Source organism: Nocardia sp. NPDC051900, from assembly GCF_044452545.1.
Classification (GTDB): domain Bacteria; phylum Actinomycetota; class Actinomycetes; order Mycobacteriales; family Mycobacteriaceae; genus Nocardia; species Nocardia sichangensis.
The window spans coordinates 19,299-34,501 of the sequence record NZ_JBITBU010000031.1 but is presented as its reverse complement, the minus strand read 5'-3'; the positions used below and the strand labels follow the sequence as shown (position 1 = coordinate 34,501).

The window sequence follows — 15,203 nt, the reverse complement described above, 5'->3', positions numbered from 1 at the left end:
CGGTCCGATCGGAAAGGCCTGTGATGAACGAGCCGAGCGTCCCCACGCACCTGCCGAGGATCGTGGCCGAGCGCGGCGATCGAGCTCCGGTCGTCGCGGTCGGCAGCGTGTGCATCGTCGTCGACGCGCGCATGGTCGATGCCGCGGGTCGCTACACGGTGGCGCCGGCTGATCTCCAGGTACTCGCCCTGGCCGCACTGCTCGCCCGGCCGGGCTTCACGCATCGCGACGAACCGGTACCCGACCGGCTCCTGACGCCCGAGCAAATCGCCGAAATGCGCCGCCGATCCGACGCTTTCGAGGAATCCCGGTTCTGAACGACGGTCGCTGAGCCGGCGCACGCCCGCTCAGCGACCACACGCTCAGGTCGCGACCGCGACCGCCGCCTTGACCGCGCCGGCGAGCAGCCGCATCGATGCGGGAGCGCCGGGATTGATCAGGACATCGATGCCCTCCTCCGGCAGCGCCGCGGCGAGTTCGGCCATCGAGACCTCGGTCCAGCCTTCGACCTGCGCGTGCCTGCGGTGCTCGGGCGCCGAGGTCACCAGCACGCAGGGGATCTGATCCGGGGACGCCGCGACGACCGGATTGCCGTTCTCGTCGACCGCGACACCGACCACCGCACCGCGCAGGGTCGCCAGCAGCTGGCCCGGTTCGGCCCGCTTCTCCAGGACCAGCCGCAATGTCGCGTCGATCGGATCGATGAACGACCCCTCGTCGGCGGGGCGATAATCCGGATTGGGCTGGAATTCGCCTGCTGTGCCGTCGGTATCGACGAACCAGCCACCCAGCACCGCGTGTGCGGGCGGGCGATCGTCCTCGTCGGCGGGCTGCCAGCCCGGATCGATCAGGAACAGCCATTCCGCGTCGTTGTCGTTGCTCTGCTCGGTCATTGATGAGCCCTTCTCGATCAGTCTTCTCAGCTGGATTCGGTCGAATCGGGGTGTGGCGGTGGGTGCCGGGTATGGTCGTGCCGGATCTGCTGGCCGTTGCGATAGGACATCCAGCCGGCATTGTGGCTCGCACCCAGCCAGCTGATCCGTATCGGCGGCCCCTCCTCCTTGTCGACCCGCAGGACATGAAAGTTGACGGTGCCGGTGCTCGCATGGACCGGGCGCCCCGGGAACACCCTGTCGAAGACCTCGGCGAAACCGGATCCCGCAACGCCCGCTGCCGCCTTGCATGCCATCAAGACGAAGGATTTCGGCGTCCCCAGCGCGTCGGCGAGCCCGGAGGCGAGCGCGTCGCCGAAGGGGTGCGCGGACTGGACGATCGAGGCGAAGGTCCGCCCGTCGACGTCGATGGTCACCCCGGATCGCAGGTTGATTTCGAAGAGGTTCGCATCGGCGTGCGCACTGATATATACCGGTCCATTCTTCCCGTTCGCATAGTCGAGGGCCCACGGCGCACGGACGTTTTCGGTGCGCGACGACTCTTCACGCAGGATTCGTTGCACCACCACACTCAAATCGTCGTCGCCGTCGCGCATTCTGGTGACCACGTTGTGGAAATTCTCCGTCCGCGCCCACAACAGCTCGCCCGCGAGATGGTCTGGCTGATGAAAACTGACGCCGATCGTGTCGCCGCGGTGATCGAGCATCGGGTTGACGAGTACGTCCGCGCCGAAGAAGCCGATTACCCGGTCGTCGCTGGTCACCCCGAAGTACGGTTCCTCACCGAAAAATGCCTCCGTCGAGCGCAACTGCTCGACCCAGTCGACGATATCGGTGTCATTCGCCGTCTGTTCGACGAATGCCGCCCTGCCATCGGTGGCCGGAGCGCCGTACCTCGTCGCGGCGTGGTCGGTCGCGACGGCGTTCAGGTAGGACATCCACCCCGCGTTGTCGCCGGCGGCCAGCAGGCCCACCCCGCGACCACTCTCCGCATGGACATCGACATCGCCGCGAGACCCGTAGATCCGGCGGTCGGGGAAAGTCTGGTGCAGTGCGGCCGAGAACTCCTCGCCCGCCGAGCCGTTCGCTACCGCACAAGCGATCATGACGACCGACCGCGACGGACCCGATGTCATTGCCGCCTGAAAGGCCGGCGACGCCTGCACGATGGCAGCGAAGGTCGCACCGTCGACGGCGATCGACCGCCCGCCGCGCGAGCGGACTTCGAAACCGCGGCTGTCGGCGTGCACCGAGATGTAGAACGGACCCGGCTTGCCCTCCTGGTACTCGGCCACCCACGGAGCCGGGACGAACCGGTCCAACCCGATCCGATTCCGGTCACCGGCGAGCGCGGCGGACCCGGCTTCGCCCGGCCGAGTGCGGAAAACCATCCCGTGGCCGTTCGGCGCGTTCCCCCAGGTACGCAGCACCTCCAATTCGTCGGGCCCGTAGAGGAAGGTGATGCCCACCGTGCGGCCCTGCTGATCGAGGATCGGCTCCTGGATCAGATTCTTCGCGCGGAACCGCACCACGGTGTGGTCCGCGGTGCCGGACAACTTGTTTCCACCGCCCAGCTGTCCGAGTACACCGAGGTGCTTCTTCCAATCGATCGGATGCGAGACGTGCGCGACCGCGTGACCGTCGCCCTCGTCGGCGCCAGGCAACTCGACGCCGAGAAGTTCGGCTGCGTCGGCCGACTGTGCCGGTTCCGGTGCCTCCGAATGAGTTCCGACCAGATCGTCGGCGCCCGGCGGGGCGAGCCGGTCGAGTCCGAACAGGCCGCGCGCACCCGGACCACAGATCGCGAGGGTGGCGAATTTGTTGAGATGCCGCAGTTCCACGTCCACCACCCCGTCGGCCTGGAAGGTGATTCCGGGCAGCGGAGGTTGTGCCGATCTGTTCGTGCCCCATGGGTTACGCAGCCGCAACGCCACCGGGTTGCCGTCCTCATCTCGCTGCACGCCGAGTGCCGTGTAGCCGTGATTGCCCGCCAGGCCTGGGAATCGAACGGTGTCGTCGCGACCCCAGTTGCGCGTACCCAGCATCACCAGATCGCCTCGGCCCAAGGCGAAGTAGACGCGTTCGGCGATGTGCCTGCCGGTCTGCTGGTCCAGCTCACGGGTGCGCCAGGACGCCGCCCGGTCCACGGAATCGACGAGGCGCTCGATGTTCGAAGCCCAGCGCGTGCGCTGCTGCGGGCTCAACTCACGGTGCAGGAAGCGCCGGAACCCCTCGGTCGAGCCGGGGTTGTCCGGCCGGATCAGCCGGTAGAACTCACGCACGGCCGCCCACACGTCGTTCCCGTTGCCGGCCACCAGTGCCAGCACCTGCGCGCGATCCGCGTCCGCACCCATCGGATTCGCCTCGCGTGCGCGATGGTCGCGCACCCGACCTTCCCACTCGCCACGCAATGCGCAGACCACGCGAGCGAACTCGTCATCGCTGCCGGCCAGGCTGCGGAGCTCGTCGATGTCCATCCGCATCGGATGATGGAAATAGGCATCGGTGACCGCCCGGGACGGCTGGAACCGCAATCCGCCGGGCAGCGTGGCGGGCAGCATCGTCGCGGCGGTGGCCCCGGGACTGCCGCCGTCGAGTCCGGCGTAGCCGAATTCACCGACGAAGACCGCGTAGGCCTTCTCCAGGACCGCGGGCCACAACACCCCCAGGTCGGCCGCGTAGCGAGTGCTGTTGTCGCCGTCGACATAGAGATCCTTGGAGACCCGCACCCAAGCCGCGTCACCGTTCTTGTCGAAGAACCGGACGGCGACGGAGTCACCGAGATCGGTCATCATTTCGCGGAGCAAGGGCAGCGGGCTGCGGGCCAGCGCCATCATGTTGGCGGCCAGGAAGCAGTTGCCCAGCGCGCCCTGCCGCACGTCCGACACCCGGGGGCCACTGATCTCATCCCAGAGGGGATTGTTCGACCGGCGCAGCTCGGGCACGAGTGGACCGAGGATGTCGCTGTCCAGGGTGTGCCAGGTAGCTGCCTTCGGACGCCCGAGCATCGTCCGGCTCGGATCCGGTGTCCCATCGGGATTCTGCGCGTGTTTCACCGCCACAACGGCACGCGGAGGTAGCCAGACCGGGGTGTCGCCGGACCCGTCGATTCCGATACCGGCACGGGCCAGGAAGTAGGTGGTCTCCCAGAAGAATGTGGCGGCATTCTCCTCGAATGCCTCGGCGAGCAACGTCTTACGGATCCGGATCGGACTGGCATCGTGCTTCTGATCCAGCGGAACCAGCCCGATGTATTCGGCGCCGGTGCCGGGATGGCTGAACGTTCCCTGCACGGCGCGCCAGCCGCTGCCGACGTCGAGCCGGTGCGCGGTACCGAGTCCGTCGATCAGCACGCATCGATCGCCGCGAACGAACGCCTCGGCGGCCGGGGCGACGTGCAACGGCAACGCCCCGAGGGTTTCCGTGGTCGGTGGGTGATGCTCCGCCATCGCGGCGGGTGGGCTCAGCGCCGTTGCCGTCGAGCCTTCGTCCGGGTCGGCGAACAGCGCGGCGAGTTCGTCATCACTCCAATGGATCTCGGCGTTGTCGGCGAGCAAGCCCGCGCCCGGCGCCGGGTGCCGGGCATCCTCGGACATATCCTCGAGATCGGCCAGTTCTTCGAGACCGGACCCGTCGCGCAGCGTGCGTCCACGCACCGCGTGGTCGAACGCGTCGTCGAACATGTTGCGAGTCAGCCACTTCCACAGGCGAGCGTCGTTCGCGGCCGCCTCCTCGGGAGTTGCCGCCGCGACCACCTCGGTGACTTCCTGGTCCGAGGAAAAACGCAGTGGAGCGCTGAGCGCGCCATGGATGGTCGATCCGGAGTCGACCACGCCGCTCGAAGCGGCGGCCGGGGCTGGGTAGCGAGTGGACGCATGGTCTGTTCGAGTGCCGTTGCTGTGCAATGTCACCCAACCGGCATTGCGGTCCGCCGCGATCAGGCGATAGTTGACATCCGGCCGTGCCGGATAACGCATGGTCGACTGCCACACCGAGGTAGCGGCGGCATGAACCGGCACATGCGGGAAGTTCTGGTGCAGTGTGCGCGCGAACTTCGTTGCCGCCGAACCCTTTGCGGGTTTGCAGGCCAGCAGAACGATCGAGGTCGCCGCACCGACGCTCAGCGGGCCTCGCAGTCCCGACCACTCGACGATCTTCGCGAACGTCGTACCGTTCACCTCGAGCGTGGTTCCGGTCCGAAGCCGGATCTCGAACGTATTCGGACCCGCGTGGGCGGTGACGAAGACCGGTCGATGTCCGGTCCGGGTGAACTCGGCGACCCACGGCGCGTCGACCACCTCCTGTCCGACCCTCAGCGGACCGTGAAAGGCCTGCTTCCCGGTCTGCCCCGGCTGGGTGCGCACTACCTTGTCGTGCCACTCCGTCGCGGCCGCCCAGCGTCGATTCGCGTCGAGTTCCAGATCGACGTGCTGGAAGCAGACACCGGTCAATGCTCCGGTCGATCCGAACATCTCGTGCGCGACGACGTCGGCGTAGGTGAAATTGATCGGCAACTCGAAGGCGTTCTTGCCGTGCAGGACGTCCGGATCGTTGGATACCCGCCACGAGTTCAGATACGTGCGCCAGCCACTGCTCACCGCGGGGGCGACGAGTGCCCCGGACTCCGCGGAAGTGTCGGCCACCTCGGGCACCTCGGGCACCGCGCCGGTCCGCGTCCCCGTAGACCGCCCGGGTGTCCCGCTCACCGCGGCGGGCGCATGCTTGATCGTGCTCTCCTGCACCACCTTCGCGCCATCGGAACCGATGGTGACCCAGCCCCGGTTGTCGTTGACGCCGAGAGTGGCGAAGGTCTTCCCCGCCTTCTTGACGCTGACCATCACCACGCCCGCGCCCGCGTGCACCGGGGCGGTGGGCAGCAGATCGCGCATCGCCAGCGCGAAATCGGTCGCCGCCGTCCGTTTGCCCGCCTTGCACGAGATCAGCACCAACGACCGGTCCGTCGCCTGACCACCCGTCCGCAGCGCCTCCTGGAAGTACTCGGCGGCCTTCACGATCTTGGCGTAGTTGGCACCGTCGACCCGCACCGATCGAGTCGACTCCTGCTTCGTCCCCTTCTTCCAGATGATCTCGACCATGAACCCCTTCGAGTCCGCGTGCGCGTCGATATAGACCGGACCCGGACCGTCCTGGGCATAGTCGGTCTTCCATGGCGCGTCGACGACATCCTTGCCGAATACCAAGCGCCGTTTGGTGACGTCGTCCACGTCCTGACCGCTGTCGGTCAGTACCACCATGTCCTGCCCGGATGCCGCGCGCGCCCACTTGATCGCCTCGCGCTGCCCCTCCGACTTGAGGACGAACGACACTCCGATCGCTGTGCCGTTCTTGTCGAGCAGGGCTCGGCTGAGTACGTCCGAGACTTCGAACTCGGTGCGCTGCTTGCTCGCGCCGCGCACGCCTTCCGCGGTGGTCGTCGTCAGGGGCGAGCTCACCGGTGGATCGAGGACTTCTTTCCATTGCCGCACGATCGGATTGCGGCTGGAAACCGATGAATTCGACCCTGCGAGCTCGGTGGCGACGGTGGTCGACGATCCGGTCGCGCCGGTGGGATAGCGGGTGCCGGCGTGCTCGACGCGGGTGCCGTCGCTGTGCAAACTCACCCACCCGGCATTGTTGTCGGCGGCGAGGTAGCGGTAACGAACAGTGGGCACGGCCGGGTTCCGCCAGTTGGAGATCCAGACCGCGCTGGCGGCGGCGTGCACCGGCGCGGCCGGAAACCTCTGGTGCAGCGTAGCCGCGAAGTCGGTGGCCGCCGAGCCTTTCGCAGGCTCACACGCGACCAGCACGAGCGAGCTGGGGCCGGCGGCGCCCAGCGCTCGCAGCGCCGGGGACTGCTCGACGAGCTTGGCGAATGTCGCGCCGCTCACCTCGAGCGTCGTTCCGGTTCGCAGCCGGATCTCGAAGGCGTTCGGACCAGCGTGGGCGTTGACGAAAATCGGTTCCCGGCCGACCCCGCCGTATTCGGCCGCCCACGGCGCCGCGACGACCTCGTGCCCGACCCTGGTCTGACCAGCGAAGACATCCTTGCCGGTTTGACCGGGCCGGGTACGCACCACCTTGTCGTGCCACTGTTGCGCACCCGCCCAGCGCTCGGCCCCCTCGATCTCCGACTCGACGTGCTTGTAACTGACCCCGATCGGCGTCCCCGCCGGTCCGATCAGGTCCTGGGTCACCACGTCGGCGTAGGTGAAATTGACCGTGACGCCCAGGAAGTTCTTGCCGTGCAGCGCATTCGGATCATCGGATGCGCGCGACGAGTTGAGATAGGTTTTCCATCCGCTGCTGATCGCGTGGTCCGCCTGCCCTGGCTTGTTTACGATCGGCGGGGCCGTGTGCGGGAGTACCTTCCAGGGAATTCCGGCTGCACGGAGCTGATCCCGCAGGGCTGATTCCGGCTCCCACTTGAAGACCACGTGATCGATGTCGGCACTGGTGACGCCACCGTGCACCTGCGCCTCCACATACCCCCACTTCCGGAAGTCCGGATGCGTCAGGTCTCGCCGCAGACCGACATGGGCGGCCGGCAAGCCGGGCCTGCGGGGCGGGTAGACGCCGAAGGACTCCGGTGCGGGATCCTCGAGGCTCGAAGGATAGACATTTTGCTTATGCTCGATGGAATCTCCCACGCACACCGTCGTGCGGGCCCGCACTGCGGACTTCAGGACCACCACGGCGTCGCCGTAGACATTCAATCGTTCGTCGTTCAGCTCGCCGACCGGCTGTTCACCGCCGACGCGAACGTACCCGTAGACGGCCCGCTTATCGATCGGATGGTCATTCACGTCATGGCCGAACCAGCGGGCTTCGAGCAGCGCTCGGTCATTCATTGCGGTGTCGGTGTCGCCCAGATCGAATATCGTTTTGAACCGGCCATCCCGCAGTACTTCCAGCAGCGACTCCTCGAAGATCCGCACGGCGATATCTTTGCCCGCGAGCGCCGCGACCAGCTCGGCCTTCATCTCCACGCGCGCCGTATCAAGCGAAATCTCGTGCTCGGCAGCAAGTTTCGCCGTGTGCCGATCGATGCTCCCCAGCTGTTTCGCGCGTGCCACAGCGATGGTGCGCTGCTCCTCCGGCAGTGTCGCGAAGTGATTCTCCAACTCGTCGTGCAATGCCTTCCGCTGCGCCGTCAACTTGTCACGCAGTGCGGAATCGTTGCGACTGCCTGCGATCTCGTCGGTCAGCTCCGCGAGCCGCTCGCCCAGCACACGACTCCGCGGGTCCGCGAACACTACCGCCGGCGCGGGTACGTGGCCGTTGACAATCGCCGCTTCGGGGACATCGTCACGCTGGAGCGGGCCGGTCGCCCGGCGTGGCGTCACGCCGATCCGATTCGCATCCACGGACAACCAGCCGACAGTCGACCCGCCGTACAGCGTGAACTTGGTCGAGTCGAGCGGATCAGGACGTCCGTAGACGGACCCGGCGGGCAACATCGACGTTGTCCCGGCGGTGACGACATGCGCCCCCGTCGCCGTCGAGCTCACCACCACCGTGCCGTCATCGCGCGTCCGGGTGGTGAAAAGCTCAGCCACCAGTGCGCTGTCGAGCACCACCGGACCGGAGTCCGGATGTTCGATCTCGTGCACGAGGTTCTGCTCGTGCGAATAGGTCCGCACCACCGGCATTTCCTCGGTCCCGAACGCGACCAGATGCCCAGTGGTATCGGCTACGAACAGGCCCGGGAAGTCGACAACGGCGAGCGGCGCCGGCGGACCGAACTGATCGTCGCCGAACAGCTGCGGCAGTTCGGTACCGCTCAGGTCGTCCGAAAGCGAACCGGTAGCCGGCTCAGAGACATCGGCATCCTGCTGCCCGAGGTCCGCCCGCTGCTCGTGTATCGGCGACGGGATATCCATGTCCCGTGCGGATGTGTGTGCTGCCACGCTCGCGGGGACGGCGGTCGGCGGCAGCACCGTGCGGCCCATCCGCCGTGCGGCGTTTTCCGCTTGCAGGTGCGACGCCGCGGCCCGCACCGCTGCCTCGGCGGCTTTGCGTTCGGCCGTCGCCGCCTGGTGCGCCTCCTGCGCGATGGTGTAGTCGCTGAACGCCGCGTCCCGGACCGTGCGGGTTTGCATGGTGCGACCCAGGTCATCGGCATGCTCCGCGCGCTCCTTTGTGTCCAACGCCTCATCGAGCCGGACGGTCGCGTTCTCATGGCTGGTGACCGCGTCGGTGTAGCGGATGATCGTCTGGGCGTGGTGCGGAGCGGTGGCGAACAGCGCGTCATCGGCGGCGAGGAAGTATTCGACACTGCCCTGCTGGCCGTTGCGCGCGGCGCGGTTTTCGGCCTGGATATCGATGTCACGCACATCCGACTTGCCCGAAATGCTGACATGCAGGCCACCGGCCGCGTTGACGGCATCGCTGATCTCGATATCGACGCCACGGCCGCCTTGACGGTTGATGATCAGGATCTTGCCGAGCTGACCGGCCTTGTCGAAGATCGCTTTCAGGTCGGCTTCCGCGGTGGGGCCCCGGTCGGCGAACCACCGGGCATCGACGACCTCGTGCGGAATATCCGCGAGCTTCAACCGGGCCGAGATCTCGGCGACCTCACTGTTGCGGTTGGCGATCACCAGTTCGGGACGCGCCTGGGCACGGTGCCGACCGATGAGTTTGTCGGCGATCGCATCGTGCTTGGCCGACTGGTTCGGAGCCAGATTCGCCTCGAGAGTGTCCAGTTTCGATTCCGTGAAGCGCGGAACCGTGACTACCGGCTTCATCCCATAGTTGTCGACGAGGTGGCCGGACACCCCCTCGGCCGTGCCCGAAGCGCCCGAGAGCCATTCGTACCGCTCCGCGAGCATGGTCTTGGCGGTGAGGCTTTGTGAAGACACCGAGTCGCCCCGGATCGTGATCCCGTGCTTGGCCTCGATGGCCTGCGCCAGACCGCCGTTCCACCTGCTCTCGGTCGAGGTCGCCGGATCGAACATCACCTTGTGGGTGGTTTGGTCGATGATGTAGACCTTGTCGACGCCGTCGCCACCTCGGTGCACGATGTAGTGGTCGTTCTCGACGAACTCCCAGTGCGCCGATGCGGCGGAATTCACCCGGTCGATCTGGACGGCGAGGTCGTCGGGGCTCGCGCCGGGATCCTCCTCGGCGAGCAGTCTTCTGACCTTCTCGGCGCCTTCGGCGTTGAGCTTCGCCGGGCCGCCGACCTGCCCGTCCGTCCGATCGAAGTCCGCGGGGCTCAGATCCCCGGAAGCAAGCCGATTGTCGAGGAAGTGCCGAGCCGCCATGATGCGGGAGGCGATATGCGGATCCGCGGCCAGGCTGGGGCCGTCGGAGATGATCCAGGTGGTGTCGGCGTAGTACAGCGCCTCGTCGAGTTCGTCGATGACGGCGATATCGCCGCGCATGAACTTGCCGCGGAGTTGCCCGAATGCCGCATCGTCGAGGGTGCCGATATAGATGGTCGGCTTCGCCGGATCGAAGCCGGTCTCGTCGGCGCCGTTCGGATTCATCCTGACCACGTTGAACACGTCCGGACCTAGCACCCCGAGAACCTGTTTGTACAGGTTGACCGCATCGTTGGCCAGAGTGTCGCGAGTGGTGAAAACGTGCACCGAGTCACCGGCGGCGGCCTTCAGAATCGAATCGGCGAGGAAGACGAACGTCTTGCCCTCGCCCGCGTCCATATTGATGGGACCCTCGCGCATTCCCATCGTGCCCATGACCTGGGTCCAGCGCAGGACCTTGCCCGGCGCCACCTCCGCACCGTCGTCGTCGAACTTCGTTGTCCCCCGCCGGATGGTTTCGACGGCGGCGGTCACCGCGCGGTGATATTTCGCAACGCTTTCCGCGTCGCGCGCATCGTGGTGGACGCTGCCTCGCAGCGCCTCCCGCAGGTCCTCGGGTGTGGCGTTCTCCCAATCTTCACGCTTGTACATCCGGGTGATGTCTTCGGCTTCCCGGAGGAAGTCCCGCTGCGGCTCATCGGAGACGGCACGGGTGAACGGCTCGGGCGGCTCAGTCGAATCAACCTCTGTCGCAGACGTCTTTCGCGAAGTCGGCGTCGGTTCGGCGGCCTGCGTCCACCCCTCGCGATCGGAATCGGTGTACTTGCGTCCCTGCTGGTCGTAATGGTCCAGGTCGCCGTAGATCCCGAGCTTTTCCAGCGCGGCTTTCACCCGAGTCGGCGAGGGCTGGTACGCACCTGCCCAGTCGTGCACCGCGACCATTTTCCCGTTGACGAATTGCGCTTGGAAAGCCACGTAGACGCCCGCGTTGTGGAATTGCTCGTGATGCAGGTTCTTGCCGACGTACCAGTTGCCGTCATGGTCACCGACCACGGTCCGCATTGCGGGCGCGGATATTTCGGCCCAGCGCTTGAGAATCGGGCCCTGGCGCGGCACCTCGATCGTCGTGGCGCCCTTGCGTGGGATCACGTCGGATTCGGGATCCGGCTTACCGTTGGATTCCGGATCGGAGGCTTTGGACCAGAGGCCGTCCTTGTCGATCGTGTACCGGTGATCGGGCAGCTCGTCGGTGTTGAACCGGAACACACCCCGGGAGTTCCGTTCGTCGTAACCGCGGACGCCGCCGCCCGCGCCCTCGCCGAGATCGTCGGTGACGGCCGTCTTCTTCTGGCCGAAGCCAGGGCGCATCGGCAAGTCGCCGTCCTGGAATGGCCGGAACAGCTCCCGACCTTCGTGCGGGGACTTGTTGCCACGGAGCATCTGCATTGTCTGCTCGAAGCCCAGGACTTCCCGGGTGAAGGCCTTGCCGCCCGGCCAGGCCGGATCGAGCAGCGATGTCTCGACCAGCCGCCAGCGCAGGCCGGTGGCCTCGTCGATCCTTCCGACGAGAGCCAGGTCGTCGCTGACGCCCTTTATGCCTTTGGCGCCCGCGCGGGCCCGCGGTTCGGCCACGGGTGATGCCGAGGTGTCGCGCGCCGGAGCCTTCTCCCCTTTGTCGCCCTGGGGATTCGGAGCACCGGCTGGTTCCTTGACCGGTGTTGTCTTGTCGGTTGCCGCGGCCGAATTCTCAAAGGTCGGCCGGGTTCCCTGCGGAGCGTCCGGCCGGTTCGGGGACACCGAATCGATCTCGGGTTGCGCGAATTCCGCACGCCGCTGGACCGGGTTCGAATGCACCTCGTCCGACTTGGTCGCGACGGTCGAGTCGGCTTGTTTCGCTTGAATGGACTCCGGAGCATCGAGTGCGCCACCCGCCCGCGGTTGCGCACGCGCCGAGTGGTCACCGGATACGTCGTTCCTCGGTGCCGTCGGCATGTTGTCTCGGCTTGCAACAACTTTGGTGTCCACGCCACGTTGGGCGGATGGCGACGAACTCGGGGACTTGTCCCCGCCGGTGGCGTTCGACGCCGCCTGCTGGGATGCGGTTGCCGCGTTGTGCGGCTGCGGTACGAGCTGACCGCCGTCGTGCTGCTGCGACGCGGGCTCGGCCGTCTCGGAAGACTGCCGTTGTGCAGTCGATTCCGATTGTTCATGGTTCGCGGGCGCGTGACCGGTGTTCGGTGCGGAAGAGTCGTCACCACCCGATTTCGCGGACGACGACTGCTGCGACAGGTTGTCCTCGGCGGTGTTCCGGTGCGTTGAGCTCACGATCGAGTCATCGGTCTGATCACCGCCCTGGTTGGATGCCGAGGACCCACTGCGGTGTTCGGACAGCGATCCATTCGGCTGCGCGCCACTCCCTCTCCCCGCGTTGCCATTCGGCGAGTCCGAAACGCTCTTGGGTGCAGCCGCGGGCCCGGTATCCGAGGGCGGCACTTTGGTCGGTGGTGTCGATCCGGCCGGACTGCGCGGGCCGCCGACGGGATCGACGTGCACTTTGCCGGCGCCGGCGCCACGCCAACGTCCCGCGCCGGAGCTGAACGCGCCGGCGGCACCGGCGCCGAGCATCCTCGGGTCCAGTTCGAATTCGCCACCGTTGATGACCTGGTTGGCGATGCCACCGCCGATCATTCCGCCGACACCACCGGCGCCGCCCTCGACGGCGCCGCGCATGAGCTGCTGGAACCTGCTGTCGAATTGCGAACGGGTGATCTTTCCGCCCAGGAGCTCGAACAGATCACCACCGAGCTTGCCGAACATCGCGCCGAACGCACCACCCAGCGCGCCGCCCAGCGCCGCGAACCACAAATCCTTACCGTTGACACCGTCGCGATGTCCGGCCGCCATTTGTCCCAGCTGGATCAGGAGCGTCAGAATCACCTGCTGCCCCATGGCTTTCAGCGCGGCGACGAGCATCTGCCGCAACAGCTGCTTCAGGTATTGGAAGACAATGCGGTACCACCCGATCAACGCCGCCTGCGTCGGGCCGGCGGTCGGCGGGAACAGCCACGCGAGCGCGATCTCGTAGACCAGCTGTACGAGGCCGACGATGATCATGATCTTGTTCTGTTGAATCGCGCAACCGACCTGATCGCACGAATCAGCGAGCTGACCGAGCGATTTGGCGATAGCTTGCAACGAGGCCTGATCCGACTCATCGGTGAGGTTCCGCAGGGTGCGCGACATGGCCGAACCCGAACCGGCCGACGGATACGCCGAGAGGATGTCGTCCACCGCGTCTTCGATAGTCGAGACCAGCCCGGTCAATCCCGCCGAGGCTTCCGACCAGGCGTCGGCGAGGGCGAACATGCCGTTCTCGCTGCCCTCCGGCCAAGCGCTACCGGCGACCCAGCTCAACCACCGCAGGTCCTCGGGCAGGTTGATATCGGATTGCCGTACCGCATCGGGAATCGACATCACCGGCCGCCGTCTCGCAGACCGGGCCCATGCCACGGGTCGGCAGCGTCGGGCTCGAACTGTTCCTCGACCGGCGGCTCACGACGCTCTTGCCGCTTCTCCTTGCCAGAGACCGACTGACCACTACTCCCCATCGCGGGCGTCCCCGGCATCCCCGGCATCGCGGCCTGGGGCAGTACGCCCGCACGCGACTGGGCGCCGATGCCACCGGCTTTCGGCACCAGCTTCTCCCCGTCATAGGCCGCCCCGAGCATCCGCGGCAGCGGCGCCGACGGAATGCCGCCGCCCTTGCCGCCCGTCGTCGGACCACCGGTCTTGTCAACCGGCACAACCGTTCCCGGATCGGTCGCGCGGTACACGTTCGGACCGAGAGCACCAGGGAGTGCGGGCACGCCGGGGTGTGCCGGGGTGCCGCCGAGCGTCGGTCCCGGCGTCGCGAGTGCGTCGATCGGGTTCGAGGAGGAAGCCTCTACGCTCAGTGGCGCGGCAGGATCGCGAGTACCGGTAGCCGCGAGATTCGGCGTGGAAGGCATGTTCGGCCGGTTGGCATCCGGGTCACCGGCCGAGGAACCAGCGGGATCAGAACCACCGCCGGTGGATCCACCCGAATTCTGTCCGCCTCCATTGCCGGACTGCTGGTCCTGATCACCCGGCGGCGGGCCGGACGGGTTGTTGTTTCCGGTGTTCTTGCCGAAGTTCGGTTCGGAGCTGAGCGGGCCCTTGTACGGACCGGGGTCGCCACTGGCGTTCTCGTCTACGTAGTTCTTCAGAATCCACTGGGCGTACAGGTCCTCGCCCGCGGCGAATGCTCTGCCCGCCTGCTCGATTGTGGTGCCATAGTTGACCAGTAGCTGTCCGAAGATCGGAATCGCCCCGGTGGCGTCCGATTCCCGACTCGCGTTGCCCACCAGCGCTTCGGCCGATGCCGAATAGCCTGTCGCGCCCTCGGCGAACTGTTTACCGAACTCGTCCGCCCCCCAAGGACTTCCCAGCCGCTGCAAGGAGTCGCTCAGTGTGCTGAGAATGTCGAACAGACCCTTCGGCGCGCTCGGCAGTTCGGCGAGCCGCTTACCCTTGTTGATCAGATCCTGCGGGTCGACCTTGATCGGGTCGCCACCGGCGTTGTAATTGGCCGGGCCGCCGTAGGGGTTCGAACCGCTGTTGGGCTTGCCGCCAGTGTTCGGGTTCCCACCGCTCGGGCGGTTGTTGACCGGTGGGCCGCCGCTCGGCCCCGCACCGCCGCCTTTCGGCGCGGGCTTCCCCGAGCCGCCCTTGCCGGACCCGCCTCCTGGCGCAGGGGCGCGATCGTCCCTGTCGCCCTTCGGATTCTTCTCGTCTTTATCTTTCTTATCTTTGTCGTCCTTATCCGCGTCCTTGACGCGCTTTCCGTCTTCGGGCTTGCCTTCGCCATCGAGATCCCAGGGCAATCCCGACGATTGCCAGTCCTCACCCAGATCCAAGAACGACAACCCCGCCGGCAACTCGAACCGCCCCGACTCACCGAACAGCGAAAGGAACGGGTTGCTACCGGCGTCAGGGTTAGGTGCCACAGGGCGATCGTGCCGTCGCC

At 66.7% G+C, this 15,203-nt stretch carries 4 protein-coding genes; 1 reads left to right on the top strand and 3 read right to left on the bottom strand.

All coding sequences use genetic code 11. The annotated features are described in order from the left end of the window. Positions 1-23: 23 nt before the first annotated feature. Positions 24-317: a hypothetical protein gene (locus ACIA5H_RS34965; RefSeq protein ID WP_397080302.1), complete on the top strand. Its 294-nt coding sequence runs from the start codon at positions 24-26 to the stop codon at positions 315-317. 45 nt (positions 318-362) lie between these two features. Here the strand turns inward: ACIA5H_RS34965 and ACIA5H_RS34960 are convergent, their stop codons facing one another. From ACIA5H_RS34960 to ACIA5H_RS34950, 3 genes are read right to left on the bottom strand one after another with little or no spacing between them, the layout of a single operon-like run. Further along, positions 363-893 (bottom strand): type VII secretion system-associated protein, encoded by a 531-nt coding sequence (locus ACIA5H_RS34960; protein ID WP_379253414.1) that lies wholly within the window; start codon positions 891-893, stop codon positions 363-365. Positions 894-919: 26 nt separating this feature from the next. Then, positions 920-13,633 carry a C2 family cysteine protease gene (locus tag ACIA5H_RS34955; RefSeq protein ID WP_397080300.1) on the bottom strand — a complete coding sequence of 4,238 codons (12,714 nt, stop codon included), beginning with the start codon at positions 13,631-13,633 and terminating at the stop codon, positions 920-922. Then, on the bottom strand, positions 13,633-15,183 hold the full coding sequence (locus tag ACIA5H_RS34950) for a hypothetical protein (RefSeq protein WP_397080298.1): 1,551 nt from the start codon (positions 15,181-15,183) through the stop codon (positions 13,633-13,635). Before ACIA5H_RS34950 ends, ACIA5H_RS34955 begins: the two co-directional genes overlap by 1 nt. Positions 15,184-15,203 lie beyond the last annotated feature (20 nt).

What these genes read in the sequence shown, in the direction of transcription:
- ACIA5H_RS34955 (WP_397080300.1), bottom strand. Translation starts at nt 13,633, where the DNA reads ATGTCGATTCCCGATGCGGTACGGCAATCCGATATCAACCTGCCCGAG.
- ACIA5H_RS34960 (WP_379253414.1), bottom strand. Translation starts at nt 893, where the DNA reads ATGACCGAGCAGAGCAACGACAACGACGCGGAATGGCTGTTCCTGATC.
- ACIA5H_RS34965 (WP_397080302.1), top strand. Translation starts at nt 24, where the DNA reads ATGAACGAGCCGAGCGTCCCCACGCACCTGCCGAGGATCGTGGCCGAG.